25 protein-coding genes are annotated in these 26,478 nt (G+C 44.5%); 7 read left to right on the forward strand and 18 right to left on the reverse strand.

Going from position 1 to position 26,478, the window contains the following annotated elements:
• From mrdA to HFU86_RS05200, 11 genes are all read right to left on the reverse strand, one after another.
• Entirely contained in the window at positions 1-1,890 is a 1,890-nt protein-coding gene (mrdA, locus tag HFU86_RS05150) for a peptidoglycan DD-transpeptidase MrdA (protein ID WP_036947689.1), read from the reverse strand.
• Positions 1,891-1,922: 32 nt separating this feature from the next.
• Entirely contained in the window at positions 1,923-2,393 is a 471-nt protein-coding gene (rlmH, locus tag HFU86_RS05155) for a 23S rRNA (pseudouridine(1915)-N(3))-methyltransferase RlmH (protein ID WP_006660942.1), read from the reverse strand.
• A 2-nt stretch (positions 2,394-2,395) separates the two neighbouring features.
• Positions 2,396-2,722 (reverse strand): ribosome silencing factor, encoded by a 327-nt coding sequence (rsfS, locus tag HFU86_RS05160; protein WP_080675589.1) that lies wholly within the window; start codon positions 2,720-2,722, stop codon positions 2,396-2,398.
• A 351-nt stretch (positions 2,723-3,073) separates the two neighbouring features.
• Positions 3,074-3,730, reverse strand: a complete 657-nt coding sequence (gene nadD, locus HFU86_RS05165; protein WP_187129818.1) for a nicotinate-nucleotide adenylyltransferase — start codon at positions 3,728-3,730, stop codon at positions 3,074-3,076.
• 40 nt (positions 3,731-3,770) lie between these two features.
• The gene (gene holA / locus HFU86_RS05170) at positions 3,771-4,805 is read right to left on the reverse strand and encodes a DNA polymerase III subunit delta (RefSeq protein WP_036947680.1); all 1,035 of its coding nucleotides are present in this window, start codon (positions 4,803-4,805) and stop codon (positions 3,771-3,773) included.
• Positions 4,805-5,344, reverse strand: coding sequence for an LPS assembly lipoprotein LptE (lptE, locus tag HFU86_RS05175; RefSeq protein ID WP_036947677.1), 540 nt, complete (start codon positions 5,342-5,344; stop codon positions 4,805-4,807). Before lptE ends, holA begins: the two co-directional genes overlap by 1 nt.
• Before the next feature lie 12 nt (positions 5,345-5,356).
• Positions 5,357-7,939: a leucine--tRNA ligase gene (leuS, locus tag HFU86_RS05180; protein WP_187128838.1), complete on the reverse strand. Its 2,583-nt coding sequence runs from the start codon at positions 7,937-7,939 to the stop codon at positions 5,357-5,359.
• 513 nt (positions 7,940-8,452) lie between these two features.
• Positions 8,453-9,178 (reverse strand): amino acid ABC transporter ATP-binding protein, encoded by a 726-nt coding sequence (locus HFU86_RS05185; protein ID WP_036947670.1) that lies wholly within the window; start codon positions 9,176-9,178, stop codon positions 8,453-8,455.
• Positions 9,175-9,855 carry a glutamate/aspartate ABC transporter permease GltK gene (gltK, locus tag HFU86_RS05190; RefSeq protein ID WP_006660949.1) on the reverse strand — a complete coding sequence of 227 codons (681 nt, stop codon included), beginning with the start codon at positions 9,853-9,855 and terminating at the stop codon, positions 9,175-9,177. Before gltK ends, HFU86_RS05185 begins: the two co-directional genes overlap by 4 nt.
• Position 9,856: 1 nt before the next feature.
• Positions 9,857-10,597 carry an amino acid ABC transporter permease gene (locus tag HFU86_RS05195; RefSeq protein WP_006662330.1) on the reverse strand — a complete coding sequence of 247 codons (741 nt, stop codon included), beginning with the start codon at positions 10,595-10,597 and terminating at the stop codon, positions 9,857-9,859.
• A gap of 114 nt (positions 10,598-10,711) precedes the next feature.
• The gene (locus HFU86_RS05200; RefSeq protein WP_154604617.1) at positions 10,712-11,605 is read right to left on the reverse strand and encodes an amino acid ABC transporter substrate-binding protein; all 894 of its coding nucleotides are present in this window, start codon (positions 11,603-11,605) and stop codon (positions 10,712-10,714) included.
• Positions 11,606-12,126: 521 nt separating this feature from the next.
• Here HFU86_RS05200 and HFU86_RS20285 point away from each other — a divergent pair.
• From HFU86_RS20285 to HFU86_RS05215, 4 genes are read left to right on the forward strand one after another with little or no spacing between them, the layout of a single operon-like run.
• Complete coding sequence (locus tag HFU86_RS20285; protein ID WP_442959159.1) at positions 12,127-12,540, forward strand: metal resistance protein; 414 nt, start codon at positions 12,127-12,129, stop codon at positions 12,538-12,540.
• Between the two features lie 47 nt (positions 12,541-12,587).
• Positions 12,588-14,666 carry a protein-disulfide reductase DsbD family protein gene (locus tag HFU86_RS05205; protein WP_187128839.1) on the forward strand — a complete coding sequence of 693 codons (2,079 nt, stop codon included), beginning with the start codon at positions 12,588-12,590 and terminating at the stop codon, positions 14,664-14,666.
• Complete coding sequence (locus HFU86_RS05210) at positions 14,663-15,391, forward strand: DsbA family protein (protein ID WP_187128840.1); 729 nt, start codon at positions 14,663-14,665, stop codon at positions 15,389-15,391. The genes HFU86_RS05205 and HFU86_RS05210 overlap by 4 nt, the downstream gene beginning before the upstream one ends.
• Positions 15,392-15,398: 7 nt before the next feature.
• Entirely contained in the window at positions 15,399-15,899 is a 501-nt protein-coding gene (locus HFU86_RS05215; protein ID WP_132494222.1) for a protein disulfide oxidoreductase, read from the forward strand.
• A 66-nt stretch (positions 15,900-15,965) separates the two neighbouring features.
• On the opposite strand, the gene HFU86_RS05220 is transcribed toward HFU86_RS05215, so the two are convergent.
• Complete coding sequence (locus HFU86_RS05220; protein WP_187128841.1) at positions 15,966-16,679, reverse strand: NUDIX hydrolase; 714 nt, start codon at positions 16,677-16,679, stop codon at positions 15,966-15,968.
• A 170-nt stretch (positions 16,680-16,849) separates the two neighbouring features.
• Between HFU86_RS05220 and HFU86_RS05225 the strand changes: the two genes are divergently transcribed.
• On the forward strand, positions 16,850-17,872 hold the full coding sequence (locus HFU86_RS05225; RefSeq protein ID WP_187128842.1) for an SPFH domain-containing protein: 1,023 nt from the start codon (positions 16,850-16,852) through the stop codon (positions 17,870-17,872).
• The gene (locus tag HFU86_RS05230) at positions 17,869-18,792 is read left to right on the forward strand and encodes a sugar kinase (RefSeq protein ID WP_187128843.1); all 924 of its coding nucleotides are present in this window, start codon (positions 17,869-17,871) and stop codon (positions 18,790-18,792) included. Before HFU86_RS05225 ends, HFU86_RS05230 begins: the two co-directional genes overlap by 4 nt.
• A 64-nt stretch (positions 18,793-18,856) precedes the next feature.
• On the opposite strand, the gene lnt is transcribed toward HFU86_RS05230, so the two are convergent.
• The 5 genes from lnt to miaB all read right to left on the reverse strand — a co-directional run bounded on the left by lnt (position 18,857) and on the right by miaB (position 24,450).
• Positions 18,857-20,392, reverse strand: a complete 1,536-nt coding sequence (lnt, locus tag HFU86_RS05235; RefSeq protein ID WP_187128844.1) for an apolipoprotein N-acyltransferase — start codon at positions 20,390-20,392, stop codon at positions 18,857-18,859.
• Entirely contained in the window at positions 20,392-21,276 is an 885-nt protein-coding gene (gene corC, locus HFU86_RS05240) for a CNNM family magnesium/cobalt transport protein CorC (RefSeq protein ID WP_187128845.1), read from the reverse strand. The genes lnt and corC overlap by 1 nt, the downstream gene beginning before the upstream one ends.
• A 190-nt stretch (positions 21,277-21,466) precedes the next feature.
• Positions 21,467-21,934: an rRNA maturation RNase YbeY gene (gene ybeY, locus HFU86_RS05245; protein WP_187128846.1), complete on the reverse strand. Its 468-nt coding sequence runs from the start codon at positions 21,932-21,934 to the stop codon at positions 21,467-21,469.
• Entirely contained in the window at positions 21,935-22,933 is a 999-nt protein-coding gene (locus tag HFU86_RS05250) for a PhoH family protein (RefSeq protein WP_225577265.1), read from the reverse strand.
• Between the two features lie 86 nt (positions 22,934-23,019).
• Positions 23,020-24,450 (reverse strand): tRNA (N6-isopentenyl adenosine(37)-C2)-methylthiotransferase MiaB, encoded by a 1,431-nt coding sequence (gene miaB / locus HFU86_RS05255; RefSeq protein WP_036947639.1) that lies wholly within the window; start codon positions 24,448-24,450, stop codon positions 23,020-23,022.
• A 337-nt stretch (positions 24,451-24,787) separates the two neighbouring features.
• Between miaB and ubiF the strand changes: the two genes are divergently transcribed.
• Positions 24,788-25,975, forward strand: a complete 1,188-nt coding sequence (ubiF, locus tag HFU86_RS05260) for a 3-demethoxyubiquinol 3-hydroxylase (RefSeq protein WP_132495116.1) — start codon at positions 24,788-24,790, stop codon at positions 25,973-25,975.
• A 56-nt stretch (positions 25,976-26,031) separates the two neighbouring features.
• Here the strand turns inward: ubiF and HFU86_RS05265 are convergent, their stop codons facing one another.
• Positions 26,032-26,418, reverse strand: a complete 387-nt coding sequence (locus HFU86_RS05265; protein WP_187128847.1) for a winged helix-turn-helix transcriptional regulator — start codon at positions 26,416-26,418, stop codon at positions 26,032-26,034.
• Positions 26,419-26,478 lie beyond the last annotated feature (60 nt).

The raw sequence follows: 26,478 nt of genomic DNA on the forward strand, positions 1-26,478 counted from the left end.
TTAACGATCTTCCTCTGCACTGGCACCCGTACTTTCGACTTGGGTTTTGTTATCACCTAACAGGACATGGTCAAAGATTTGGCGAACAATATCACCAACTGCTGGGCCTGCTCCCCCGTTTTCTAAAATAATAGCAACGGAAATAGTGGGGTTATCATAAGGTGCATAAGCAATCATTAGTTTATGGTCACGTAAATGCTCGGCTAATTTGCTGGCGTTATAGGTTTCATAACTAAATACCTGCGCCGTTCCTGATTTTGCAGCCACTTTATAAGGTGTTCCTACGAAACTACGCTTACCGGTACCATTTGGCGCATTGGCTACGCCGTACATACCGGTTTTGGCCAGTTCCCAATATCCAGAATGGATATCGCCAATTTGTCGGGTTTCTTTATCTTCATAAGGTACCATGGCATCGCCAAGTTTGGTTCCATACAGTAAATGAGGCGTTTTGACTTTTCCGTCATTAATCAACGTCATCAAAGCCTTAGACATTTGGATTGGCGTTGATGTCCAATAACCTTGACCAATTCCGACCGGAATTGTATCCCCTTGGTACCAAGGTTTTTTATAGCGTTTTTGTTTCCATTCGCGGGTTGGCATGATCCCTTGACGCTCTTCGGAAAGGTCAATACCTGTATATTCCCCGTAACCAAATCGGGTCATCCATTCGGAAAGACGGTCAATCCCCATGTCATAAGCGACTTGGTAGAAGAAGGTATCCGCAGATTCAATGATAGACTTGACCACATTCAGCTTACCGTGCCCCCAACGTTTCCAGTCACGATAGCGTTTTTCTGAGCCAGGGAGTTGCCACCAACCTGGATCGTAGATTGTGGTGTTTGGCGTAATGACTTTTTCGCTTAATGCCGCGACAGAGATAAAAGGTTTCACCGTCGATGCGGGTGGATATAAGCCCTGAGTCGCGCGGTTGATTAGCGGTCTGTTAGGGTTATTTAACAGCTCTTGGTAATCTTTGTTGGAAATTCCGTTCACGAACAAGTTTGAATCGTAACTTGGTGTGGAAACCAAGGCTAGGATCTCACCATTACGCGGGTCTGTAACGACGACCGCAGCACGACTGGTCGTGAGAATTTTTTCAATATAAGTTTGTAATTCAAGGTCGATAGTTAAATAGACATCGCGACCTGCTTGCGGTGGCTGCTCATGTAATTGGCGGATCACTCGACCACGGCTATTCACTTCAACTTCTTCGTAGCCCGTTTTACCATGTAATACATCTTCATAGTAACGTTCAATACCTAATTTACCGATATCATGGCTGGCGGCGTAGTTCGGTAGTAACCCTTCTTTATCAAGGCGTTCGACGTCTTTATCATTAATTTTTGCGACGTAGCCGATGACATGGGTTAATGCGGAGCCATATGGGTATGAGCGACGCTGATAACTTTTCACTTCTAAGCCAGGAAAGCGATATTGATTAACGGCAAAGCGGGCAACTTGAACTTCATTTAGCTGGGTTTTCAGCGCGATAGACGTAAAGCGGCGAGAGCGTTTACGCTCTTTTTCAAAGTTGGTGATATCTTCGTCAGTAAGGTCAACAACATCCCGTAGCTTATCGAGCGTTTCCTGTAAGTTATCTACTTTTTCAGGGACAATTTCTAGCTGATAAAACGTGCTATTGAGGGCTAACTGGGTGCCTTTTCGGTCATAAATAATGCCGCGGCTAGGCGCAATAGGCACCAATTTAATGCGGTTATCATTTGAGCGTGTTTGGTAATCGTCATGACGGACTACTTGTAGATGATACAAATTGGTCACGAGGATAGAAGTAAGTATGACAATGACGCCGAAAGCAATTAATGCTCGGCGAATAAACAAAACTGATTCTGCGGTATGGTCGCGAAAAGGGGTGCGTTGTTGTTTCATCCCATTGCCATTGTGTACAAATTAATTCCTAACTATTCCCGATGATATGGGTGATTAGTCGTAATACTCCATGCCCGATAAAGACTTTCGGCAACAAGGACTCGAACTAGCGGATGGGGTAGTGTTAGTGGCGATAGAGACCAACTTTGTTCTGCGGCATCTTTACACGCCGGAGCAAGTCCTTCTGGCCCACCAATTAACAGACTGACATTACGACCATCTTGTTTCCACTTGTCTAACTGCACGGCTAATTTGGGTGTATCCCAACGGTCTCCTGGAATATCCAGTGTGACGATACGATTGCCTTTGCCGACAGCGGCAAGCATCAATTCACCTTCTTTTTCGAGAATGCGTTTGATGTCTGCATTTTTTCCACGTTTTCCTGCGGGGATTTCGGTTAATTCGAAAGGCATATCTTTGGGAAAACGGTGAAGGTAATCCATAAAGCCGGTCTGTACCCAGTCCGGCATTTTAGTTCCGACAGCGATGAGTTGTAATTTCAAACTCAGCTCCAGAGCTTTTCTAGTTCGTACATGCGGCGGCTTTCATCTTGCATGATATGGACGATGGCATCACCAAGGTCGACAACAATCCAGTCTGAAATGCCTTGACCTTCAACACCGAGAGGCATTAAACCGTTTTTACGGCAGGCATCAATTAAACGATCAGCCACAGACATCAGGTGACGAGTTGACGTCCCTGTGCAGATGATCATTTGGTCAGTAACACTTGATTTCCCATGGACATCGATCGAAATGATATCTTCCGCTTTCGCATCTTCAAGTTGATCGATAATAAATTGTTGGAGTTCAGTTCCTTGCAAAAGGTTCACCTTTCATTCAAATTGAGAGAATCTCTTGTTAAACACTATTCTTGTTAAAGACTGTTCATCATTGTGCTTTCTAGGGGGATCCCCCTAGCAAAGTGCCGCCATTTTACCCCAGATTTTCACAAAAATCGGCTAAATTATTTTTTATTGGCGTAAGTGGGCAATTTATAGGGATATCTTATCCATTGGGCAAGATAATTATCGTAACTTTACAAACAAAATATCCCTATCTCTTACGTATCAATATTCTAGAATAAGCGCTGAGTTGTGCAATTAATTAAATCGAAATTAAGTGAATAAAAGAGAATAAATTATTTGCTGACATTCCTATTTGGTTAATAGAAATAAAATTGCTTATTTTTGATACAAATGTTGCTGTTGAATATAGTGATAAACTGCGCGAGGGAGTAAATCTTCACAAGCCTGACCTTCGCTGAGTTGTTCACGTATTTCAGTCGCTGAAATATTAACCAGTGGTGTATCGCCAATAAAAATCGAACCACAGGGCGTTTGGCTCAATACTTGAGGGTCTTGCACTTGATGCTGTTGCAGCCACTGTTGCATATCTGGATCGGTAAAATGCGTGGCGTAACCGGGTCTCGCACAGACCAGTAAATGGCATTTATCTAATAGCTGAGTCCAGCCATGCCATGTATTAATGGATAACAGGGAATCTTGACCAATAATGAACGCAAGAGGTTGTTCATGACCAAGTTCTTGGCGCAATTCACTGAGCGTTTCGATTGTAAAAGAGGGCGTATTTCGCTGGAGTTCTCGGGTATCAACAGTAAACAGTGGGTTATTTTGAATGGCCAGTTTTACCATTTCTAATCGCTGGGTAGGGCTAGCTTCCGGCTGAGGTCGATGAGGTGGAACGTGGTTCGGCAGCAAAATGACTTTTTGCAGCCCCACCTGATTAGCTAATGCTTCAACAGGGCGTAGATGCCCATAATGAATAGGGTCAAAAGTCCCCCCAAATAGCGCTTGTAGACCTTGTGGTTTAGCGTTCATCATTCATTACCATTGATATTAGGTGATTAGCTATCAGTTATTATCGCGGCAGAATAAAATGTTCTGCATCGGTTTTACCACATAACACCATGGAAAGAGACTGCAAATCCGGCCATGAAGAGTGGGAAAAATCCTGCTTAGTGTGAATTTCAGCTTGGGTGAGTAGCATCAACGCCGATTGTAATTGATGTAAGCTCAAACGTTGTAGTGCCTCGCCTAACAATCCTCGACGGTTTTGCCAAACTTTATGTTGGTCAAATAGCGTTTTTAATGAGGTGGTCGCAGATTGGCGTTTTAACGTGATCAGCAACATTAATTCCCGTTGGATAGCTCGCAGTAAAATGACAGGTTCAACATCTTCTTGCTTGAGCTGCTCAAGGATATGCCATGAACGGCGAGGCTTACCCGCTAGGATCGCATCAACCCAATGGTAGGGCGTAAAATGGGCGGAATCATTCACCGCACTTTCGACACGAGGGTAAGTGAGCTTTCCATCCGGATAGAGCAAGGAAAGCCTTTCCAGCGCTTGCGCTAATCCCAATAAATTACCTTCATAGCAATAGCAAAGTAATTGGTTTGCTTCAGTTTCTAATGAAAGCCGCATTTGGCTAGCACGTTTAGAGACCCACTGCGGCAAACGCTGATATTCAGGCGTTAGGCAACTGACATAGATACCATCTTGGCTGATGGCTTTAAACCAAGCACTGTTTTCTTGCGCTTTAGTGAGTTTATGCCCGCGTAGAACTAATAGCAGGTCGGGGTGAAGTAAACCGGCGAGCTGAGTGAGTTTGTCTGCCATCGCGGCATTAGGACCATTTTCAGGCAAAAACAGGGTGAGCATTTGGCGACTGGCAAATAGACTCAGCGCTTGGCAGAGACTAAAAATTTCATCCCAATCCGTATTTTGCTCTAAAGCGAAAGTAAAATGCTCTTCAAAACCTTGCTGACGTGCAACTTGGCGAATAGCATCTTGGCTTTCTTGAATAAGAAGGGGCTCGGAGCCCCAAATGAGATAGCGGCCTCTTAGAGACTCTTGTAACGAAGAGGCCAGCTGTTCAGGATAAATGCGTATCATTATTCGGCAACAGGTTTCTCAGCCGCTTGAGCTTTCGCCTTTTCTAACTCAGCACTGTGAACCAGAAGCAGTTTGCGCACGATGTTACGTGCCGCTTGTTGTTGCATCTCTTGCTTCACAATCTCGTTCTCAGCATCTTTTGCGAGCGCTTCTAACGGGTTATCAAAGAAAGTCCGCACAACTTTTGTTTCCAGCGGATAAATAGCGCCATCCGGCATTAACACTTGCGCCTTCATGACCAGTGTCAGTTGTTTCTCTGCTGCTTTACCATCTTGATAAATCGAAACGGTATCGGTGCTTTCTGTTGAACCTACGATTTTCAAAATAGGCACATCAGCGCGACCAGAATCTAGCAGAGTCACGTTATTGAGTCGTAGCTGTTCCCTAACCGCACGAGTTTGGTAACTGTACGGGTCGCCAGAACTTAACTGTAATGTTTTCAATTCTTCAGGAAGTTGCGTGGTTCCTTGAAGACGAAAACCGCAACCTGCGGTGACTAGCACCGACAGGCTGAGAAATAGAGTTATCAGATAGCGCACTTGGGCTCCTTATCAGCCAACAACTAAGTTCAGTAATTTACCTGGTACGTAAATGACTTTACGGATGCTAACGCCTTCGAGGTATTTCGCGACGCTGCCTTCTTGTGATGCCATTTCCAGAACGAATTCTTGGTTAGCATCAGCAGGTACCGTGATACGACCGCGGACTTTACCGTTAACTTGAACAACAACCAGTTTAGTATCATCGATCATGGCTTGTTCGTCAGCCACCGGCCAGCTTGCAAAATCGATATCGTCATTGTGACCTAATGCTTTCCACATTTCGAAACAAGCGTGTGGAATGATTGGCGATAACATCAGCGTGATAGCATCTAAAGATTCTTGAACTAAAGCGCGGTCTTGCTCAGTCTCTTGCGGAGCGCGAACTAACTTGTTCATAAATTCCATGACCGCTGCGATAGCGGTGTTGAATGCGTAACGACGACCCACATCGTCAGTCACTTTCGCGATGGTTTTATGTAAGTCGCGACGTAAATCTTTTTGTTCTGCGGTTAATGCGCTGATATCTAATGGCTGAGTTGCGCCTTTTTGTGCGTGTTCGTGAACTAAACGCCATACACGACGAACGAAACGGTTAGCCCCTTCAACGCTAGACTCTTGCCACTCCAGAGTTAATTCTGGTGGCGCAGCGAACATCATGAACAGACGGACGGTATCAGCACCGTATTTTTCGACCATTAATTGTGGGTCAATACCGTTGTTCTTAGATTTAGACATCTTGCTCATACCAGTATAAACCAGTTCATGACCTTCGCTGTCTACCGCTTTAGTAATACGGTTTTTGTCATCACGTTCAACAATTGCATCCGCAGGAGAAACCCATACACGCTGACCATCGCTACCGGTGTAGTAGAAGGCATCGGCCAGAACCATACCTTGGCACAGTAAACGTTTTGCTGGCTCATCAGAGTTCACCAGACCGGCATCACGCATTAATTTGTGGAAGAAACGGAAATACATTAAGTGCATGATGGCGTGCTCAATACCACCGATGTATTGATCCACAGGCAGCCAGTAGTTTGCGGCTTCTGGGTTCAACATGCCATCGTCGTATTGTGGGCAAGTGTAACGTGCGTAGTACCAAGATGATTCCATAAAGGTATCGAACGTATCGGTTTCACGCAGCGCTGGTTGACCATTAATGGTGGTTTTTGCCCACTCAGGATCCGCTTTAATTGGGCTTGTGATGCCATTCATGGTGACATCTTCCGGTAAAATAACCGGTAACTGGTCTTCAGGAACAGGAACCACGGTGCCATCTTCTAAGGTTGCCATTGGAATTGGCGCACCCCAGTAACGTTGACGGGAAACACCCCAGTCACGTAAGCGATAATTGACTTTGCGTTGACCTGCGCCAAGGGAAACCAGTTTGTCAGCGATAGCGTTGAATCCAGCCTCGTTGCTTAAACCAGTAAATTCACCTGAGTTGATCAGGGCGTTTTTCTCAGTCATCGCTTCTTGAGATAAGTCAGGCGTGTTGCCTTCAGCATCTGCAATCACGGCTTTGATTGGCAGATTGTATTTATGAGCAAATTCCCAGTCACGTTGGTCGTGAGCTGGAACTGCCATCACTGCACCTGTACCGTATTCCATCAGAACAAAGTTCGCGACCCAAATTGGTAATTTTTCTTGGGTTAATGGATGGACGACATACAGACCTGTCGCCAGACCTTTTTTCTCCATGGTTGCCATATCCGCTTCCGCAGTTTTGGTATTACGGCACTCATCGATAAAGTCGGCTAATTCGCTATTCGCTTTGGCAGCTTCTTGCGCTAATGGGTGACCTGCAGCAACCGCCACATATGTCGCACCCATAAAGGTATCTGGGCGGGTGGTGTAGACAGTTAATTTGTCTGCGCGATCAGCAACATCAAAGGTGATTTCCACACCTTCAGAGCGACCAATCCAGTTACGCTGCATGGTTTTAACTTGTTCTGGCCAATCTTCCAGTTTGTCCAAGTCATTGAGCAGCTCTTCAGCGTAGTCGGTAATTTTGATAAACCACTGAGGGATCTCTTTACGCTCAACTTGGCTATCGCAGCGCCAGCAGCAGCCGTCGATGACTTGTTCGTTTGCTAGAACGGTTAAGTCGTGTGGACACCAGTTAACGGCGGAGGTTTTTTTGTAGACTAAGCCTTTTTCATACAGTTTAGTGAAGAACCACTGTTCCCAACGGTAATATTCTGGCGTACAGGTGGTCACTTCGCGGTTCCAATCGTAACCGAAGCCCAGCATTTTCAGCTGACCTTTCATGTAATCAATATTGGCGTAAGTCCATGGTGCCGGCGCGGTGTTATTTTTAACCGCGGCGCCTTCAGCTGGCAGACCAAACGCATCCCAACCAATTGGTTGCAGAACGTTTTTGCCCAGCATACGCTGGTAGCGGGAGATCACGTCACCAATGGTGTAGTTACGAACGTGGCCCATGTGTAGTCGACCAGAAGGGTAAGGTAGCATGGACAGGCAGTAGTATTTCTCTTTGCTGTTGTCTTCTGTCACTTTGAACGTTTGGTGTTCATCCCAGTGACGCTGTACTTTAGGCTCTATATCTTCTGGACGATATTGTTCTTGCATGGCACCGATAATCCTATGGTGAATAATCGCTACAGTTTAGTCTGTAGCAGGTGAATGTCTTGTCTATAAAATGGATCCGCATAGCATAGCGGATCACACATGAAAACAACAATGCTGAAAGCCATTGTGTCTGTAAAAAACGATGAATCGTCGATTAGATGAATTTACAGGGACTTGGTCTTGCTGTTTCAGCTGTTTGTTATATTTTGTGCTACATAGTGGTTGGCGATACGTTGATATCGCCATACGTTGGTGAAACTAAGAGCGCGCACAAAATAATAAGCGTATCGCCTATCATAATTCAATTTACTACCTAAAACTTGAACTATTTCAGGGGGAATTTGCTTTGTTCGCAATTTTATTTGAACTTAGAACACGTTAGAGAATTTTTTAAGAGATTTCAAGCGCAGAAAAGTGACAATCAAAAAAACGAGGTGAATTTTGTGCGGGTAAGAAATGTTGAGGGAAAAGTTGCAAAAAGCCCTGTCGGACTTTCTGCAACCTAAAGCGAGATTAATGTAAGATTTTTGCCAGAAAATCTTTCGCGCGGTCTGACTTCGGATTAGCGAAGAAATCCTCTTTTTTGCTGTCTTCGATAATTTTACCTTCATCCATGAAAATCACGCGGTTAGCCACTTTTTTCGCAAAGCCCATTTCGTGCGTTACCACCATCATGGTCATGCCTTCATTCGCTAACTCCACCATAACATCCAGCACTTCGTTGATCATTTCTGGGTCTAGGGCGGAAGTTGGCTCATCAAACAGCATGGCAATCGGATCCATACATAGCGCGCGGGCGATAGCGACACGTTGCTGTTGACCACCAGAGAGCTGCGCAGGGAATTTATTAGCATGGCTCGCCAATCCCACACGCTCCAGTAATTTTAAGCCTTTAGCTTCAGCGGCTTTCTTGTCACGGTTTAACACTTTAACTTGCGCTAATGTTAGGTTCTCAATAATGGAAAGGTGAGGGAACAGTTCAAAGTGTTGGAACACCATACCGACTTTTGAGCGCAGCTTCGCAAGGTCAGTTTTTTTGCTATTAACTTGGATATCGTTAACGAAAATTTCACCCTGTTGAATTGGCTCCAACCCATTTACTGTTTTTATTAATGTGGATTTACCAGAACCAGATGGCCCGCATACAACCACAACTTCGCCTTTTTTGACTTCAGTTGTGCAATCTGTGAGCACCTGAAATTGGCCATACCATTTCGATACATTTTTCAGGGTAATCATGAAACAGTCCTTTTCTTAAGATAATTCACCAGCATTGAAGCGCCGAAACTGAAAATAAAGTAGATGAGTCCCGCAAAGAGTATCATTTCGACTTGCGTACCGTCACGCTCACCAATATTGGTAGCGGTTCTGAAGAAGTCGGTTAACCCAAGAACATACACTAATGAAGTATCTTGGAATAATACAATACCTTGGGTCAGCAATAATGGTACCATCGCTCTAAACGCTTGCGGTAATACGACTAAACGCATGGTTTGCATTTGGGTCATACCTAAAGCGAGGGAGGCGCTTGCCTGACCTTTCGAGATGCTTTGAATACCTGCACGGATAATTTCAGAGTAGTAAGCCGCTTCAAAAAGACAGAAGGCTACCACTGCGGATATTAAACGAATATCATTTTTTGGTGATAAGCCTAGAACATTTTGTAATATGTTAGGCACAACTAAATAGAACCAAAACAGTACCATAACTAGCGGAACTGAGCGGAAGGTGTTGACGTAAAAGGCCGCCAGCCAGCGCAGTGGCTTAATGCTGGATAAACGCATAACGGCGAGTACGGTTCCCCATAAAATCCCAACCACAATGGCTGCTGCTGTAATTTTGGCGGTGATAATAAAACCATCCACTAAGAATGGGATGCTTGGCTCAATGGAGCTCCAATCAAATTGATAAGCCATCTTAGCGTCCTCCTAGTGTGCCGGGTAAGCGCACTTTGCGCTCAAGCAAGCTCATTAGTAGCATAATAATCAAGTTGATACCGACATATGCCAGAGTGATTGCTGTGAAAGATTCCCAAGCATGGGCGGAGTAATCGAGTAATTTTCCTGCTTGTGCCGCCATATCCACTAACCCGATAGTGGATGCGATAGCGGAGTTTTTCACCAAGTTCAGCATTTCCGAGGTCATCGGCGGTAAAATGACGCGATAAGCATTCGGTAGCAGTACATAGCGATAGGTTTGTGGCAGTGTTAACCCCATTGCGAGCGCTGCATTACGCTGCCCTCTAGGCAGGGATTGAATAGCCGCACGAACTTGCTCAGTCATTCGCGCAGCCGTAAACAAGCCAAGGCATAGCATGGAAGAGAGGAAGAACTGGTAGTTAGGATCTAACTCCATTTTAAACCAGTCGCCGATGGATTGTGGCAGCAGTTCAGGGATCACTAAATACCAAGTGAAGAACTGAACAATCAGCGGAACGTTACGGAATAATTCAACGTAAGCAGTGCCTAAAAAGGCTAAAAAGCGGTTAGGTACTGTGCGTAAAATACCGAAAAATGAGCCAACCAGAAAAGCGATGATCCAAGCGCAGATGGATAGCGTGACAGTGACTTCTAAGCCAGATATTAACCACCCTAAATAGGTGGTATTCCCAAATGGGGCATTCTCAAGGAATATCCCCCAGTTCCAATTAATTGACATAATATGACTTCCTGTGGGCAATTTGATTGTCCCGAATACCGTAATAAGAGAAAGCAAGGCGGGAACGACCGCCTTGCGACTCCTACTTCAGTAACACCCTGTTTGTCTTTTTTATTAGTTTAATGCTTTATCGTTTGGTGATTTGAACAGCGCCTTCATTTCATCAGATAACGTAAACTTCAGATTCAGGTTTTTCGGTGGGATAGGTTGATTAAACCAGCGGTCGAATGATTTTTCCGCGGCGCCAGATTTTTGTGCAGTTGAGATAGTTTCATCGACCAGTGCTTTGAATTGTGGATCATCTTTACGCAGCATACAGCCGTAAGCTTCTTCAGTTTGTGGTTTTGCTACGATTTCCCAGATATCCGGTTGTTTCGCTTTTGCGCGCTCACCAGCTAATAGGGCATCGTCCATCATAAAGGCAACAGCACGACCAGATTCTAAAGTACGGAACGAGTCCCCGTGGTCTTTAGCACTGATAATGCGCATCTTCATGTTTTTCTCATCATTTAACTTATTCAGGATCACTTCTGACGTTGTCCCTGAAGTGACAACCACATTTTTGCCAGCTAAATCAGCAAAGTCTTTGATACCGGAGTCTTTTTTCGCCAGTAGTCGAGTACCAACCACGAAAATGGTATTAGAGAAGGCTGCTTGTTTTTGTCTCTCTAGGTTATTCGTTGTGGAGCCACATTCGAAATCAAATGTGCCGTTTTGCAGTAATGGAATACGGTTTTGCGAGGTGATAGGGATCAATTTCACCTGTAAATCAGGCATATTGAGTTTCTTTTTCACTGCATCAACAATGAGGTTGGAATAGTCTTGTGAGTAGCCAACAACTTTCTGATTATTATCATAGTAAGAGAATGGCACTGATGATTCGCGGTGACCCACGACTATCACACCATTATCTTTGATTTTTTTCAGAGTACCGTTTAATTCTTCTGCTTGAACTGCGCAGGTTGCACCCAAAAGCATCATTGTTAAAACAAGCTTGCTAATACGCATAATTACAGCTCCTTTAGAACATCGGTGTCAATCCGCCATATTTCGAGGTTTGTGTTTTAACGATACATTACTCGATTTATTTTGGTTTTGTGGTGTTGTGTTTGCAGATGTTTCGTGAGGTTTTCATCATGACACGATCATCGGCTGTATGTTTTATTATTGTTAAAAAGTAATTAAAAAATATGAGTTTTGAAAACGAATTGTTTTAAATTCGGGAGCTGTCTCGCATATTATTTAGGCAGTTGTGAACTGCGACACCAATAAAGAGACAAACTGCCGAAACTCGACTATCGTGCACCGAAATCGTGCAAAATAGTTTCGTTTTGCCATTTATTAAGTAAGTAGCAAGTTCCGTGCCGCTTTTCGGATAAAGTGCAAAAAATAGTTAATTTTATAAATGAGAGTTGTTTGTAAAGTTAGATGATGGTGCTTGTGTTGCTTATTTGCCTGTGTAAGATGTAACCTGTTATTAACTTAATTAGCTAATTATTGTGAATTCAGGAAGATAATCTGAGACAGACATGACGAGGTCGATAAAGCTAGGTAAAGGATTAGTGCTGTTTGCCTGTCTGATGGTGTTGATTTGTATGAATCAAAGAGCCGTCGGGGAGCGCCTATTCGCCTCAATGTTTACATCAGCTTCAATACAGACTTCTGCGGTAGCGAATCAAATCCAGCTTTCTTCAGAGCATTATCTTTCTGATATAAATGAACAAAATAACAAGCCCGTGAAGCTTTCAACGTGTGAATTAAGTTCCAAATCACTCCTTACTCTTGTTCCTGCTGTGATAGAACCTCTCTTTTTTATATTTCTTTCTTTAGCGGCATTCGCTATCTTTTGCACTAGGCTATTTATATATAGAGCAAACCGTGAAGAGAGCCATTCCCCACCTGGCGTTCGGCGTCATCTACAATTCTGTAATCTTCGGGATTAGAAAGCCGCGGCTTATTGTTCGTCGCTGTTATTTATTCTGGAGGGATCATGCGTTTTTTTATTAATGCGTTAATTGTTTTATTTACTGTATTTTCTAGCAGCTTACAGGCTGCGGATACAGGCTGGTTGCAACCTGCAAACACGGGGTTTATGACCGCAAACACACCGAGCCATGTACAGGTTCGCTTGCTGAGCTCTGCACAAAATGAGGGCAAGGTCGATATTTTACTGGATGTAAAACTTGATGATGGCTGGAAGACCTATTGGCGCTCACCGGGAGAAGGGGGCGTAGCACCGGAAATAAGCTGGTCTTCACCTGTCAAAACCGTGGAGTGGCTATGGCCAACGCCGGGGCGCTTTGATGTCGCTGGCGTGTCTACACAAGGTTATATGGGAGATGTGGTTTTCCCTATTACAGTCACCAGTAGTGAGCATCTCGATAAATTGTCAGGCACACTGACATTATCTACGTGCAGTAATGTTTGTATTTTAACTGACTACCCTTTTGAATTGGATCTCACTGAACCGGCTCCTGCGGATTTTAGCTGGGCATTTAATCAAGCAAAAGGTAGCGTGCCTGCGGCTAGTGGGCTTGTTGAACAGGCGCAATTTGGCTTTGCTGGCAATAAATTGACGGTAGAGTTACAAAAAGCAGCCGATAATACCTGGATTGACCCACATCTGTTTACCGATGTTGTAGATGGCGCGAGCCTTGGGGTTCCATCCCTAAAATATTCTGGCAACAAGTTAACTGCCACCATTGATGTTAGCGATGACTGGGGCGGTGAAGCGCCTAATCTTGTGGGTAAAACGGTTTCATTTGTCGTGGCGGACGGTGAGTTATCTCAACAAATTCATGGCAATGTCGTGCCTTATACGGGGTCTGCAGCTGGGGATGACAGTGGACACGCGTTGGGTTTATGGCAGATAGTTCTATTTGCGCTACTTGGCGGTCTGATCCTGAATTTAATGCCGTGTGTGTTGCCAGTACTGGCGATGAAACTCGGCTCTGTCTTATTGGTTCCTCAAGGTGAACAAAATACCATTCGTCGGCAATTCTTGCTCTCTTCATCGGGGATTCTGGTCTCATTCTGGTTATTAGCCTTATTGATGACATTCTTGCGATGGGGACAGCAGGTTGTTGGTTGGGGAATTCAGTTCCAAAGCCCGTGGTTTATCGGCTTTATGGTGCTGATTACTGCGCTGTTTACTGCGAATTTATTTGGGTTGTTTGAAATTAACCTAGGCAGTAAAGCAAATACGCGTTTAGCCACCGCAGGTGGGCAGGGTAATAGCGGGCATTTCTGGCAAGGGGTTTTCGCGACACTCTTAGCGACACCTTGTTCTGCACCCTTTTTGGGCACGGCTGTCGCCTTCGCCTTGGCGGCTCCAATGTCAGAGTTGTGGCTGATTTTCACGGCATTAGGTATCGGAATGAGCCTTCCGTGGTTACTGATTGCGGCATTCCCTGTGATTGCGAAAGCGTTACCAAAGCCGGGAACATGGATGCTGAAGTTGCGCGCTGTACTGGGCTTAATGATGTTGGTTTCCTGCTTATGGTTAATCAGCTTATTAATTCCCCATTTTGGTGCAATGACCGCGACCGCTATCGCCGTACTGTTTTTATTAATCTTAGTGTTCTTTATTCTTAAGAACCGAGGGGTACGCGCGGCAATTTTCCCATTTCTATTATTCTCGGCACTGGGTGCTGGGTTTGCTTGGATGGCGATAGACCAACAGCAAGGTCACCAAACGCTAGCTGCCGATAAAGTTCAATGGCAAACATTGTCTGAAGATGCGATTACACAAGCGCTGGCGGATAATAAACGTGTGTTTATTGATGTGACCGCAGACTGGTGTGTGACGTGTAAGGCGAATAAATATAATGTCCTACTTAATGACGAAATTCAGCACTTACTGAGTGAACCGGATGTCGTCGCGCTACGGGGTGACTGGACAAAACCTTCACCTGAAATCTCGGCGTTTTTGCAACGTCGAGGGCAAGTGGCTGTACCGTTTAACCAGATTTATGGCCCTAATCTGACAGAGGGGAAAATACTGTCAACAATACTTGATCGTGAATCTGTATTATCAATTATGACTGAGGCCAAAGGAGCCGAAAAATGAAAAAGACGATATTAGCTGTTTTATTTTCCTCACTAGTATTAGGGGCCACAGCACATGCAGCGCCACTGACTGCCGACCAAGAAGCACAAGTTCGTAAGCTGGTACGCGATACATTAGTTGAGAATCCAGAGATCCTTGAAGAAGCGATTGTGGCTTTACAAGCGAAACAAGGTGAAAAACAACAAGCGCAAATGAAACAGGTATTAAAAGATCAGCATGATGCCCTGTTTAATGATCCTACTAGCCCACGTATTGGCTCGAAAGACGCGAAATTAGTCTTGGTGAACTTTACTGACTTTAACTGCCCATACTGCAAACGTTTTGATCCACTGTTAGAAGATATTGTGAAGAAAAACCCAGATGTTGCAGTTGTCATCAAGTACCTGCCATTTAAAGGGGAAACCTCACTGGAATCTTCGCAATTAGCGATGACCTTATGGCAAGAAAATCCAAAAGCGTTCTTAGCTCTGCACCAAAAACTGATGGCGAAACAGGGTATGTTATCTGATTCAAACATCAAAGAAGCGCTGAAAGCAACTGGCAATGATAAGTTAAAAGCGAATGATAAGAGCCGTGCAGCTATTCGTAAAAACCTTGAGCTGGCTAATATGCTGGGTGTGAATGGTACGCCTGCAACGTTAGTGGGTGATGAAATGATCCCAGGCGCTGTTGATGCACAAGAATTTGAACGCATCGTGAAAGAACAGCTCAGCAAAGCGAAATAATGCCGTGATGGGGAGACTGAAAAAGTGGTCAAAAGAGCTTCTCGTATTGGCGATTATTTTGGTGATCGCTTTTACGGTGATGGACTTTTGGCGTAAACCGCAAAGCCTTGCCCCCGTGTTATTAGAGCCACTCACCCTTGTAACGGGTGAGGTGGTTTCTATTGCTGAACTCAGCCAAAAACAGCCAGTATTAGTCTATTTCTGGGCAACATGGTGTGGTGTTTGCCGCTTCACATCGCCAACCGTTTCTGATTTAGCAAAATCAGGAGTTCCGGTGGTGACGGTAGCACTGCGTTCGGGGGAGTCTTCTCGATTGTTAGCCGGAATGGAAAAAAAGGAATTAGATTTTCCTGTCGTGAATGATAGCAACGGTCAGCTGGCTGCGCAGGTTGGCGTGACAGCAACACCGACCTTTATGATTATTGATAAAGGCGAAATGGTGAGTTTTACTTCTGGCTGGACGAGTTATCTGGGGCTGAAAAGCCGTTTATGGCTCGCTTCGTTTTAATTAAATGCCCTTGGTATCAGAACCAAGGGCATTTTTCTTATCAAACTCTAATCTCAAACTCTTTCATCAAAATTCGAGATTGCGAATAAATCGATAGTCAGCCGATTGGGATTTCAAGCGGTATAAATTCGCTGGGCGCCCGCGTTCTTGACGTTTTTCCCCTGTATCAATCAGTAAATCAGCTTGGTCTAAACGGCGGCGGAAAGATTTATTCTGGATAGCTTTGCCGATTAAAACCTCATGAACATGTTGCAGCTCGGCTAAGGTGAATACTTCCGGTAGTGCAAATCCCGGGACAATGGAATAAAGGGATTTCTGGCGTAAACGTTCACGGGCATGTAAATAAAGCTGATAGTGATCGAAAGCCAGTGCCATGTCTTCAATCTCTTCGATGGAGACCCATTTAACGGAATGTACACTTTCAATGTGCGCTTCGCAGGCTTGGTGAGCAATAAGTGCGGTATAGCAGACTGTCACTGACCAGCCTCGAGGATCTCGCTCTGAATTTCCTACGGTACATAACTGCTCGATATAAGGAGGAACAACCCCCGTTTTCTCTTTTAACTTGCGATATACCGTATCGTCTAACGTGGCATCACAATTTTCATCAACGAACCCACCCGGTAACCCCCATTGACCTTTCTGCGGGTAATTAGCGCGTTCCACGAGCAGCACTTTTAAGGTGTTTTCATGATAAGTGAATAATACGGTATCCACCGTGAGCAAAGGAGTTAAATAATCTCGTCGATCATAATTAGATAAAAACTCTTTTTCTGTCATGTGGTTAAGATCCTTTCCCCGTTTTTAGTCTTGCGCTAAATCATACGCGAAAATTTATTTAGTGTCATTAAGACATTTAAGTGTTGACTTGTTTGTGTCTGTAGGACAATAATTAATTAAGGTCATAAAGACACTAATTGATTTCACAAAGACACTAAGTGGGGTAGACCATGTTAAATTTTAAATATTTCAAATCAGATTCATCGACATTCATTATTCAATCCATTAATGGTGCAGTACGTAAGCAAGGTAAAGGATTAAGTTTTTGGTATAACGCAGATAAAACATCCATTGCAGCATTACCTTTGAACGCCCAAGAAGCGCCATTTATTTTTAATCTACAGACGGCGGATTTCCAAAGCTTACGTATTCAAGGGCAAATTTCATTTCAAGTGAAATACCCAGAAAAAACAGCGGATGTCTTGAATTTTAACCTTGCCCAGGATGGTAAATCTTATGCGTCAGAAGACCCGTTAAAGCTGAGTGATAGGGTGGTTCGTAGCGCCCAAACCGTCATCCAAGCAAAAACGCAAAGCACCGATTTGCGAGATGCATTACTCATGGGGCAGCCATTGGTGATGTTGGTTTCTCAGCAACTGTCTGCGCATCCTGCTCTTGAATCGTTAGGCATAGAAATTTTGGATGTGGCAATTTCTGCTATTACACCGTCCCCTGAAACGCTCAAAGCATTAGAGGCTCAAGCTCGAGAGTCGATTTTGAAAGAGGCTGACGATGCGATTTATGCGAGACGCAAATTCTCCGTTGAGCAGGAAAGAACCATCAAAGAGGCGGAATTAGAAACGGATTTATCAGTACAAGCCAAGCAGCAGCAAATTGAAGAAGCTCGGTTGGATAATGAACGCACATTGCTGCGTGAGCGTGCTGAAATTGAACAAGAAGAGTTAATAGCTCAGGTTAATTTGGAAGCTAAGCGTAATGAGCTGGTGGCGCTGAGTGTTGAAAACCAACGTACTCAATCAGAAGCGGATGCTTATGCCATCGAAGCTAAAATGAAAGCGTATAGCCAATTGCCAGTGGAGAATTTGAAGGCGATGGCATTGGCGAAAATGAACCCAGAGCAATTGATGGCGATGGCATTTGAATCCTTGGCTCAAAACGCAGGCAAAATTGGTGAAATTAATATCTCACCAGATTTATTTGGTCAGCTAATGAAAAAAGGAGCTAAACAATGAGTCAGTATGATGATGTTCGCTTTGTGTTAGTGATGCGTAAAACCCGTATGCAGGAATTAATTGAGCGTTTCAATACCTGGTCGCAAGCAAAATTTTACCTTGAACATAATGATGTTGAAGTGAGTGATTACCTACTTGAACATGATGTGTATCAGCGGCAGTTAATCCAAGCTGAGTCGATTCTTAAAACGATGGGACGCTTTCAATTACTGGAAAGAAAACTGTTACCTAGTTATCAGTTTTCGGCGCGAGATATCGTGGTGGTCATAGGGCAAGATGGTTTAGTGGCAAATACCCTTAAATACCTTAATGGGCAGCCTGTGATCGCCATAAACCCAGAACCGACACGCTGGGATGGTAAATTACTGCCTTTTGAAATTGGGCAATTATCCGACGTGGTGGAGCGTACACTAACTGGAAGGGTGAACCACAAATCCGTTACCTTTGCACAAGCAACAACTAATGATGGGCAAACGCTATTAGCCGTTAACGACCTATTTATAGGACCTAAAAGCCATACATCCGCACGCTATCGGGTGAAATGGCAAGGGCAGCAAGAATTTCAATCATCATCAGGAATTATTGTCTCGACAGGGTTAGGGTCAACGGGATGGTTTCAATCTATTATTGCGGGGGCTCAGGCGATAGCGGGGACTCACTCCCATCCATTATCACAGGGGTTTGGCTGGGATGAAAAACGGTTACAATTCAGCGTAAGGGAACCTTTTCGCAGCCGAACGACGGGAACGGAATTAGTGTTTGGCACCATTGAGCAAACCACGCCATTACAATTAGAGTCTTTAATGCCTGAAAATGGTGTAATTTTTTCCGATGGTATTGAAGATGATTATTTGAATTTTAATGCAGGCTGTATTGCCTCAATTGGGATAGCAGAAACGCAGGGATTATTAATTGGTTAGGTTAAAAAAATCCCCGAATCATCAATCGAGATGTCGGGGATTTTTAATCGGTTTAAAGCGTCAATTAGTGACGTTTTTGACGACGATTAAGGGTAAATCCAACAATACCGAATATGGCGACTACACCCCACATCGGCCAGTTACTCCAACGAGCATAAGGGGTTAATCCCGTTGTTGGTGTGACTTTTTCAGCCAGTACCGCATCTTGGAACTGTGGCAGAATACCTTGAATGGAACCATCCGCACTGATGACTGCCGTTACGCCATTGTTGGTGGCGCGTAATAGCGGGCGACCAAGTTCTAATGAGCGCATTCTTGCCATCTGGAAATGTTGCCAAGGACCAATCGATTCACCAAACCAAGCATCATTTGAAATTGTCAGTAAGTAGTCACTGTCAGGTTTGAAGTTATCTCTAACTTGAGTACCCAGAATAATTTCATAGCAAATGGTTGCTGTTAGATGAATATTACCAATTGCTAATTGAGCCTGTTGATAATCTCCACGGCTAAAGCCCGACATTGGTAAATTAAAGAATGGCGCAAGCGGGCGAAGTAAATCTTCCAACGGGACGAACTCACCAAATGGGACTAAGTGATGCTTGTTATAACGATTCTTAGTCGGGTAGAGATAGGGTTTTCTATCGCCTAGCACAATGATGGAGTTATAGAATACCGAATCACCATTGACGGGTTTGGCATCGACAGTTCCGGTAATTAACCGCGTTTTGGTTTCATTCAGCAACGTGTCCAGCGCTTTAAGCCACGGCTGATTTTCCAGTTCCACCACAGGAATGGCTGACTCAGGCCAAATAATCATATCGGCTTTGCCAATATAAGGGCTGGAAAGCTTGATATAGCGATCTTTGGTTTGTTGCAAAAAGCCTGCTTCCCATTTCATTGATTGAGGGATATTGCCCTGCACCAATGCCACTTCCATGGTTTTATCATTCAGAGGTGTGAACCACTGGACGTTTTTGGCTAACAGTGGAACTAGCATCAATACAGCCGCACAAGCCAGAGGGATAAAACGGCGACGAATGACTGTCAGGACGAGTAAGCCGCTGATGCTAAATAGCAGCAGGGTAATCATCTCAACGCCAAAAATCGGCGCTAATGACTTCATCGGTCCATCAATCTGGGTATAACCAAATTGCAGCCATGGGAAGCCAGTCAGAACCCAGCCACGCAGAAACTCTGTCACTTGCCATAGCGCGGGTGCCATCAACACTAGGCGCCAAACATTAGCGTTAGGGGTGAGTTTATTGAGCAGCAGACCAAATAGACCAGGATACAGCGACAGATAGGCAGCCAGCAATATAACGATGAATACGTTAACGGCATCCGGCATCCCGCCAAAATCAGCAATACTGACATACACCCAGTTGACGCCGCTGCCAAATAAGCCAAATCCCCATGCGAATGCGATAGCAAAAGCTTGCTTGGCGGTTCTGTGTAGGGTTAATAGCTGGAGAAAGAAAATAGAAAGGAGAGCGGCGGGCCAGAAGTCAAAAGGCGAAAAAGCCAGTGTACCACTGGCTCCGAATAGTAAAGCCAGCAGCAGGCGTAGCCACTGGCTTTGATAAGTAGAGGATAAGTTCATTAACTCTGTTCTTCATCCAAAGTAGGCACTGGGGCATCGTCAGGAATTTTTACTTGAAGCAGTAAAATTCGACGACTATCTGCCATGGAAACTTTAAATTGGTAGTTATCGATGGTAATGGTTTCACCACGGGATGGTAAGTGACCAAAGGCTTGCATCACTAAGCCCCCAACGGTATCTACCTCATCATCACTAAAATGCGTGCCAAAGGCGTCATTAAAGTCTTCGATTTGAGTCAAGGCGCGAACAGAGTACGAATGACGGCTCAGCTGGCGGACATCCACATCATCTTGGTCGTCATACTCGTCTTCAATCTCACCGACGATCAGCTCTAAAATATCTTCAATAGTCACTAAACCAGAGACACCGCCGAACTCATCAATAACGATGGCCATGTGGTAACGCTGGGAACGGAATTCTTTGAGTAAGCGGTCTACTCGTTTACTTTCAGGAACAACAACGGCCTGACGTAACACTTTATCAATACTGAATGGTTCTGCGTCGGTACGCATAAATGGCAGTAAATCTTTTGCCATTAATAGCCCTTCAATATGATCTTTATCTTCGCTGATAACAGGGAAGCGAGAGTGGGCAGAATCGATGATGACATCGAGGCACTCATCAAGGCTTTGGTTACGTTTTAAGGTAACAATTTGAGAGCGAGGGATCATGATGTCACGTACCCGCTGATCGGCAATATCCATGACGCCTTCCAGCATTTCACGGGTATCCGGGTCAATTAAATCGTTTTGTTCAGAATCACGAATTAATTCGACCAAATCATCACGGTTTTTAGGTTCACCATGGAAAAGTTGATTTAACAATGCAAAAAAACCTTTCTTAGGCCCAGGGGTGTCACTACTCGAAGAGTTATCGTCGCTCATGGCGTTTAATTTATTATTCCTCAGTTAATTAGAAAAATCGCTAACCCATAGAGTTAGGTATGAATTGTTTAGCTTAAAACATTTTGTTTAGCGAAACAATTTATGGGTTAGCGTCGAAGCATATTCTTTACGTTAACAGACATCGTTTTACGTCTAAAAATGCTTGTTAACGTTAAAAATTATAGTGAGCTCACTCTTTTTCCGCAAGATACGGATCGGCATAACCCATTTCTGCGAGGATCTCGGTTTCTAATCCTTCCATTTCTTCAGCTTCATCATCTTCAATATGATCATAACCGAGTAAATGCAGGCAACCGTGAACCACCATGTGCGCCCAATGTTCTTCTTCACTTTTTTGCTGCTCGGCGGCTTCTTGCTCCACTACTTGGCGGCAAATAATTAAATCCCCTAACAGCGGAAGTTCCACTTCTGGTGGCGCTTCGAATGGAAATGACAGCACGTTGGTTGGCTTATCTTTTCCACGATAAGTTAGATTTAATTCATGGCTTTCGGCTTCATCAACAATACGAATAGTGACTTCACTTTCAGCTTGAAACTTAGGTAATACAGCATTGACCCAGCGCTGGAATATCGCTTCAGAGGGTAAACCGTCGGTATTTTCGCTCGCTATTTGTAAATCGAGAATAACATCGCTCATTTAGTGATTTTCCTGCTTTTCAAGCTCACGTTGTTGCTCTTTTTCTTCTTTCAGTTGCTGGCGACGTTTGCTGTCTTGCTCTTCCCATGCTTCATAAGCCATGACAACTTTCGCTACGACAGGGTGACGCACCACGTCTTCGCTATGGAAGAAATTAAAGCTTAAATCATCCACGTTCGACAACACTTCGATGGCGTGTCTTAAACCGGATTTGCTGCCTCTTGGCAAGTCGACTTGAGTGATATCCCCAGTGACGACAGCTTTAGAGTTAAAACCAATACGGGTTAAAAACATTTTCATCTGTTCGATGGTGGTGTTTTGGCTCTCATCTAAAATAATAAACGCATCGTTCAGAGTGCGACCGCGCATGTAAGCCAGTGGAGCCACTTCAATCACATTACGCTCAATCAGTTTTTCGACTTTTTCAAAACCAAGCATTTCAAACAGCGCGTCGTACAGAGGGCGTAAATAAGGATCCACTTTCTGGCTTAAATCACCCGGCAAGAAACCCAATTTTTCGCCTGCTTCAACCGCAGGGCGGGTGAGCAGAATTCGGCGTACTTCTTGACGTTCTAATGCATCGACGGCTGCTGCAACAGCAAGGTAAGTTTTACCGGTTCCCGCAGGACCAATTCCAAATGTAATATCGTGATCTAAGATATTGGCAATGTATTGCGCCTGATTTGGGGTTCGAGGTTTGATCACGCCGCGCTTGGTCTTGATATTCACGGCTTTACCATAGTCAGGCACGCTTTCTGCGGATTGTTCAAGCACTCGGCTATCGACAATCGCAAGGTGAATATTTTCAGGATCAATGTCAGGGATCACACCGCGGATTGGCGCGGTATCAACGTACAGCTGGCGTAAAATCTTACTGGCAGCTTGGATATTAAGCGCTTTACCTGAAAGCTTAAAACGGTTGTCTCGGCGATTGATTTCAATGCCAAGACGACGCTCTAATTGCTTAATATTGTCGTCAAATGGCCCGCAAAGGCTCATTAAACGCTGATTATCTGCGGGCTCTAAAAAAATCTCTTGTGTTGCGATTTGCAAAGGTTTGTTATCGGTCACTGAGTATCCTATCTTTAGGGTTGGAAGTTACCAACGCCAAGTTCATCTTCTTTACGGGTTCGTGCAATTACGGATTCTGGGGATTCATGAACACGTAGATCCATTTGATCTTCGGTACGAATCACTTTACCGCGTAAAGAGTTGGTATAAACATCGACGATTTCGACATCAACAAATTTACCGATCATGTCCGGAGTGCCTTCAAAGTTCACTACGCGGTTATTTTCGGTACGACCTGAAAGCTCCATCACATTTTTACGTGAGGTGCCTTCCACTAAAATACGTTGTACTGTTCCCAGCATGGCACGGCTGAAGCTCATTGCTTGCTGATTAATGCGCTGTTGCAGCAGATACAGACGTTGTTTTTTCTCGTCTTCGCTAACATCATCCGGTAAATCAGCGGCTGGCGTACCCGGACGTGCGGAGTAGACGAAGCTATAGCTCATATCAAAATTCACATCAGCAATCAGCTTCATGGTTTTTTCGAAATCATCGGTGGTTTCCCCTGGGAAGCCAACAATAAAGTCGGAGCTGATCAGAATGCCTGGGCGCGCTTCGCGTAATTTACGAATAATCGCTTTATATTCCAAGGCGGTATGCGCACGTTTCATCATGGTGAGTACGCGGTCAGAGCCACTTTGTACTGGTAAGTGTAGGAAACTCACTAGCTCAGGTGTATCGCGATACACTTCGATGATGTCATCGGTAAATTCGATTGGGTGGCTGGTGGTGAAGCGTACGCGGTCAATACCATCGATAGAGGCCACTAAACGTAATAATTCTGCGAATGAACAGATTTCACCGTCGAACGTCTCGCCACGGTAGGCGTTAACGTTTTGACCCAGCAAGTTAACTTCACGCACGCCCTGAGCGGCTAATTGTGCAATTTCAAACAGAATGTCATCACAAGGGCGGCTAACTTCTTCGCCGCGAGTGTACGGCACAACGCAGAACGTACAGTATTTGTTGCAGCCTTCCATGATAGAAACGAATGCCGTTGGACCTTCAGCACGAGGCTCAGGTAAGCGGTCGAATTTTTCAATTTCAGGGAAGCTGATATCAATAATTGGGCTACGATTACCTTGAATTTGGTTAATCATTTCTGGTAAACGGTGCAGAGTTTGCGGGCCGAAAACGATATCAACGCAAGGTGCGCGCTGGCGAATAAAATCACCTTCTTGTGATGCGACACAGCCACCAACACCAATGATGATGTCAGGATTTTTGTCTTTGAAGAATTTCCAACGACCAAGCTGGTGGAACACCTTTTCTTGGGCTTTTTCGCGGATCGAACAAGTGTTTAATAACAACAGATCTGCTTCTTCAGCAATTTCAGTCAGTTGATAGCCGTGGGTGCTTTCCAATAAAGAGACCATTTTAGATGAATCGTATTCGTTCATCTGGCAGCCCCAAGTTTTCATATATAACTTTTTATTTGTCGACATGTCGTGTATCCGGTGTTTTCGAGGTCTAAAATAGGGACTTCGAAACGCGTTGTAAATCCAAAGTCCTACCCTATGATGATGGGGAAATTCACCGCATTTTGATTAAGAACAGCGTTCTGTATTGGATTAAATGCAAAAATCACCCAGTAATAACATGCTAAAATAATATCATCACCAAATACTTAAGGGCAGGCTATTTGCCTATTGTTTTAAAGATTGACGAGTATTGTATTCATTTGAGGCATCAGTGACCAGAGCCCGAGCGTAGATATTGCCTGCGGGGGTAAGAATTTTTCGGTATACTAAATAAATCAAACAGTTAATAGTAGCTATCATGATGAATAAACTAACTGAATTTTATGATGTTGTTGTGGTTGGTGCGGGAATGACCGGCGCCGCAGCGGCATTAGGCTTCGCCCAAGAAGGGATGAAAGTGGCTTTACTTGAGAAAGCCCAGCCGACCGAGTTTGACGCGAGCAGTATGCCAGACGTGCGTATTTCTGCCATCAGTAGTGCCTCTATTGAATTGCTAAAGCAATTAGGGGCATGGAAGCATGTAGAAGCAATGCGTAGTGCGCCATATCGCGAATTAGAAACCTGGGAAGAGCCGGGCAGCAATGTGATTTTTGATGCCAAAAGTTTAGGCTTACCAGAGCTTGGCTTTATGGTGGAAAACCGCGTTTTACAGCTGGCATTGTGGCGTGAGTGTGAACAGTACAGCAACCTTGAGTTAGTCTGCCCAGCCACGTTGGTGAATTTATATCAACCTCATGGGCAAAAACACTGGATGGTTGAGCTGGAAGATGGGCGCGTTCTGGAAACTAAACTGGTGGTTGGCGCAGATGGCGCTAATTCTCAAGTGCGTAAAATGGCCGGTATTGGAAGCCGAGGCTGGCAATACCGTCAATCTTGTATGCTGATCACTATCCAAACGGATGCGCCGCAGCAAGACCGTACATGGCAACAGTTTTTCCCATCAGGCCCAAGGGCATTTTTACCGCTGTATGATAACTGGGCGTCCCTCGTGTGGTATGACAGCCCCGCCAAAATTCGCCGTTTGCAAAGTATGTCTATGGAGCAGCTCACAGGTGCTATCTCGGAAGCGTTCCCTGAGCGACTTGGTGCAGTAAAAGCCATCGCATCGGGCGCCTTTCCGTTAACACGTCACCATGCAAGCCGTTATGTGATGGATGGCTTGGTGCTGATTGGTGATGCGGCGCATACTATCAATCCGTTAGCGGGTCAGGGAGTGAACCTCGGTTATCGCGATGTCGATGTGTTATTGAAGGTCATTTACCAAGCGCGTGAGTGTGTTGAGACATGGGAGTCTTTGGATGTGCTTAAGCGCTATCAGCGCCGTCGTTTACCCGACAATCTAGTGATGCAGGCGGGGATGGATATTTTCTATATGGCCTTTAGCGAGAATTTACCGGGCTTGAAAATGCTAAGAAACTTTGGCTTGATGACTGCGCAACGTGCGGGCGAGGCGAAAAAATTAGCGCTAAAATATGCGCTGGGGCTGTAATCTACTGAACCTATTTATTGTTATTTGTTACCCAGATAAGTTTCTGGGTAACTTCCTCATGATGACTCTTCTGTATTTACATCTTGCTCTTGCATATTTAATAGCGGGATCCCGTATTTTTCTCCCCACTCTTGCAGAGCATTAATCACTGTACTTAAAGATTCACCCGCGGGGGTCATTGAGTACTCGACTTTAGGCGGTACTTCAGGATAGACATGTCGAGTAATTAGCCCATCGCTTTCGAGTTCTCGTAATTGCTTGGTCAGCATACGCGGCGTAATGAAAACTAGTTTCCTTTTTATTTCATTAAATCGCAGTGTTTTTCCCTGTAAATGATACAGGATCACGCCTTTCCCTTTTCCGCCCATTAGCTCTAATGAGGCTTCAACAGGGCATCCATCGTAGGTGTAGTTTGTATAACGTCTTTTTTTGATAGTATCCATTTGTATAGTATATGCCATTAATGTGCGTACTTGTCTGTTTGTACTTTTAACATTAGGATG

Origin of the sequence: Providencia sp. JUb39 (assembly GCF_012272845.1) — a bacterium.
Taxonomy (GTDB): domain Bacteria; phylum Pseudomonadota; class Gammaproteobacteria; order Enterobacterales; family Enterobacteriaceae; genus Providencia; species Providencia lanzhouensis.

What these genes read in the sequence shown, in the direction of transcription:
- mrdA (WP_036947689.1), bottom strand. Translation starts at nt 1,890, where the DNA reads ATGAAACAACAACGCACCCCTTTTCGCGACCATACCGCAGAATCAGTT.
- nadD (WP_187129818.1), bottom strand. Translation starts at nt 3,730, where the DNA reads ATGAACGCTAAACCACAAGGTCTACAAGCGCTATTTGGGGGGACTTTT.
- holA (WP_036947680.1), bottom strand. Translation starts at nt 4,805, where the DNA reads ATGATACGCATTTATCCTGAACAGCTGGCCTCTTCGTTACAAGAGTCT.
- leuS (WP_187128838.1), bottom strand. Translation starts at nt 7,939, where the DNA reads ATGCAAGAACAATATCGTCCAGAAGATATAGAGCCTAAAGTACAGCGT.
- HFU86_RS05185 (WP_036947670.1), bottom strand. Translation starts at nt 9,178, where the DNA reads ATGATTACCCTGAAAAATGTATCGAAATGGTATGGCCAATTTCAGGTG.
- gltK (WP_006660949.1), bottom strand. Translation starts at nt 9,855, where the DNA reads ATGGCTTATCAATTTGATTGGAGCTCCATTGAGCCAAGCATCCCATTC.
- HFU86_RS05195 (WP_006662330.1), bottom strand. Translation starts at nt 10,597, where the DNA reads ATGTCAATTAATTGGAACTGGGGGATATTCCTTGAGAATGCCCCATTT.
- HFU86_RS05200 (WP_154604617.1), bottom strand. Translation starts at nt 11,605, where the DNA reads ATGCGTATTAGCAAGCTTGTTTTAACAATGATGCTTTTGGGTGCAACC.
- HFU86_RS20285 (WP_442959159.1), top strand. Translation starts at nt 12,127, where the DNA reads ATGACGAGGTCGATAAAGCTAGGTAAAGGATTAGTGCTGTTTGCCTGT.
- HFU86_RS05205 (WP_187128839.1), top strand. Translation starts at nt 12,588, where the DNA reads ATGCGTTTTTTTATTAATGCGTTAATTGTTTTATTTACTGTATTTTCT.
- HFU86_RS05210 (WP_187128840.1), top strand. Translation starts at nt 14,663, where the DNA reads ATGAAAAAGACGATATTAGCTGTTTTATTTTCCTCACTAGTATTAGGG.
- HFU86_RS05215 (WP_132494222.1), top strand. Translation starts at nt 15,399, where the DNA reads ATGGGGAGACTGAAAAAGTGGTCAAAAGAGCTTCTCGTATTGGCGATT.
- HFU86_RS05220 (WP_187128841.1), bottom strand. Translation starts at nt 16,679, where the DNA reads ATGACAGAAAAAGAGTTTTTATCTAATTATGATCGACGAGATTATTTA.
- HFU86_RS05225 (WP_187128842.1), top strand. Translation starts at nt 16,850, where the DNA reads ATGTTAAATTTTAAATATTTCAAATCAGATTCATCGACATTCATTATT.
- HFU86_RS05230 (WP_187128843.1), top strand. Translation starts at nt 17,869, where the DNA reads ATGAGTCAGTATGATGATGTTCGCTTTGTGTTAGTGATGCGTAAAACC.
- lnt (WP_187128844.1), bottom strand. Translation starts at nt 20,392, where the DNA reads ATGAACTTATCCTCTACTTATCAAAGCCAGTGGCTACGCCTGCTGCTG.
- corC (WP_187128845.1), bottom strand. Translation starts at nt 21,276, where the DNA reads ATGAGCGACGATAACTCTTCGAGTAGTGACACCCCTGGGCCTAAGAAA.
- ybeY (WP_187128846.1), bottom strand. Translation starts at nt 21,934, where the DNA reads ATGAGCGATGTTATTCTCGATTTACAAATAGCGAGCGAAAATACCGAC.
- HFU86_RS05250 (WP_225577265.1), bottom strand. Translation starts at nt 22,933, where the DNA reads ATGAGCCTTTGCGGGCCATTTGACGACAATATTAAGCAATTAGAGCGT.
- miaB (WP_036947639.1), bottom strand. Translation starts at nt 24,450, where the DNA reads ATGTCGACAAATAAAAAGTTATATATGAAAACTTGGGGCTGCCAGATG.
- ubiF (WP_132495116.1), top strand. Translation starts at nt 24,788, where the DNA reads ATGAATAAACTAACTGAATTTTATGATGTTGTTGTGGTTGGTGCGGGA.
- HFU86_RS05265 (WP_187128847.1), bottom strand. Translation starts at nt 26,418, where the DNA reads ATGGATACTATCAAAAAAAGACGTTATACAAACTACACCTACGATGGA.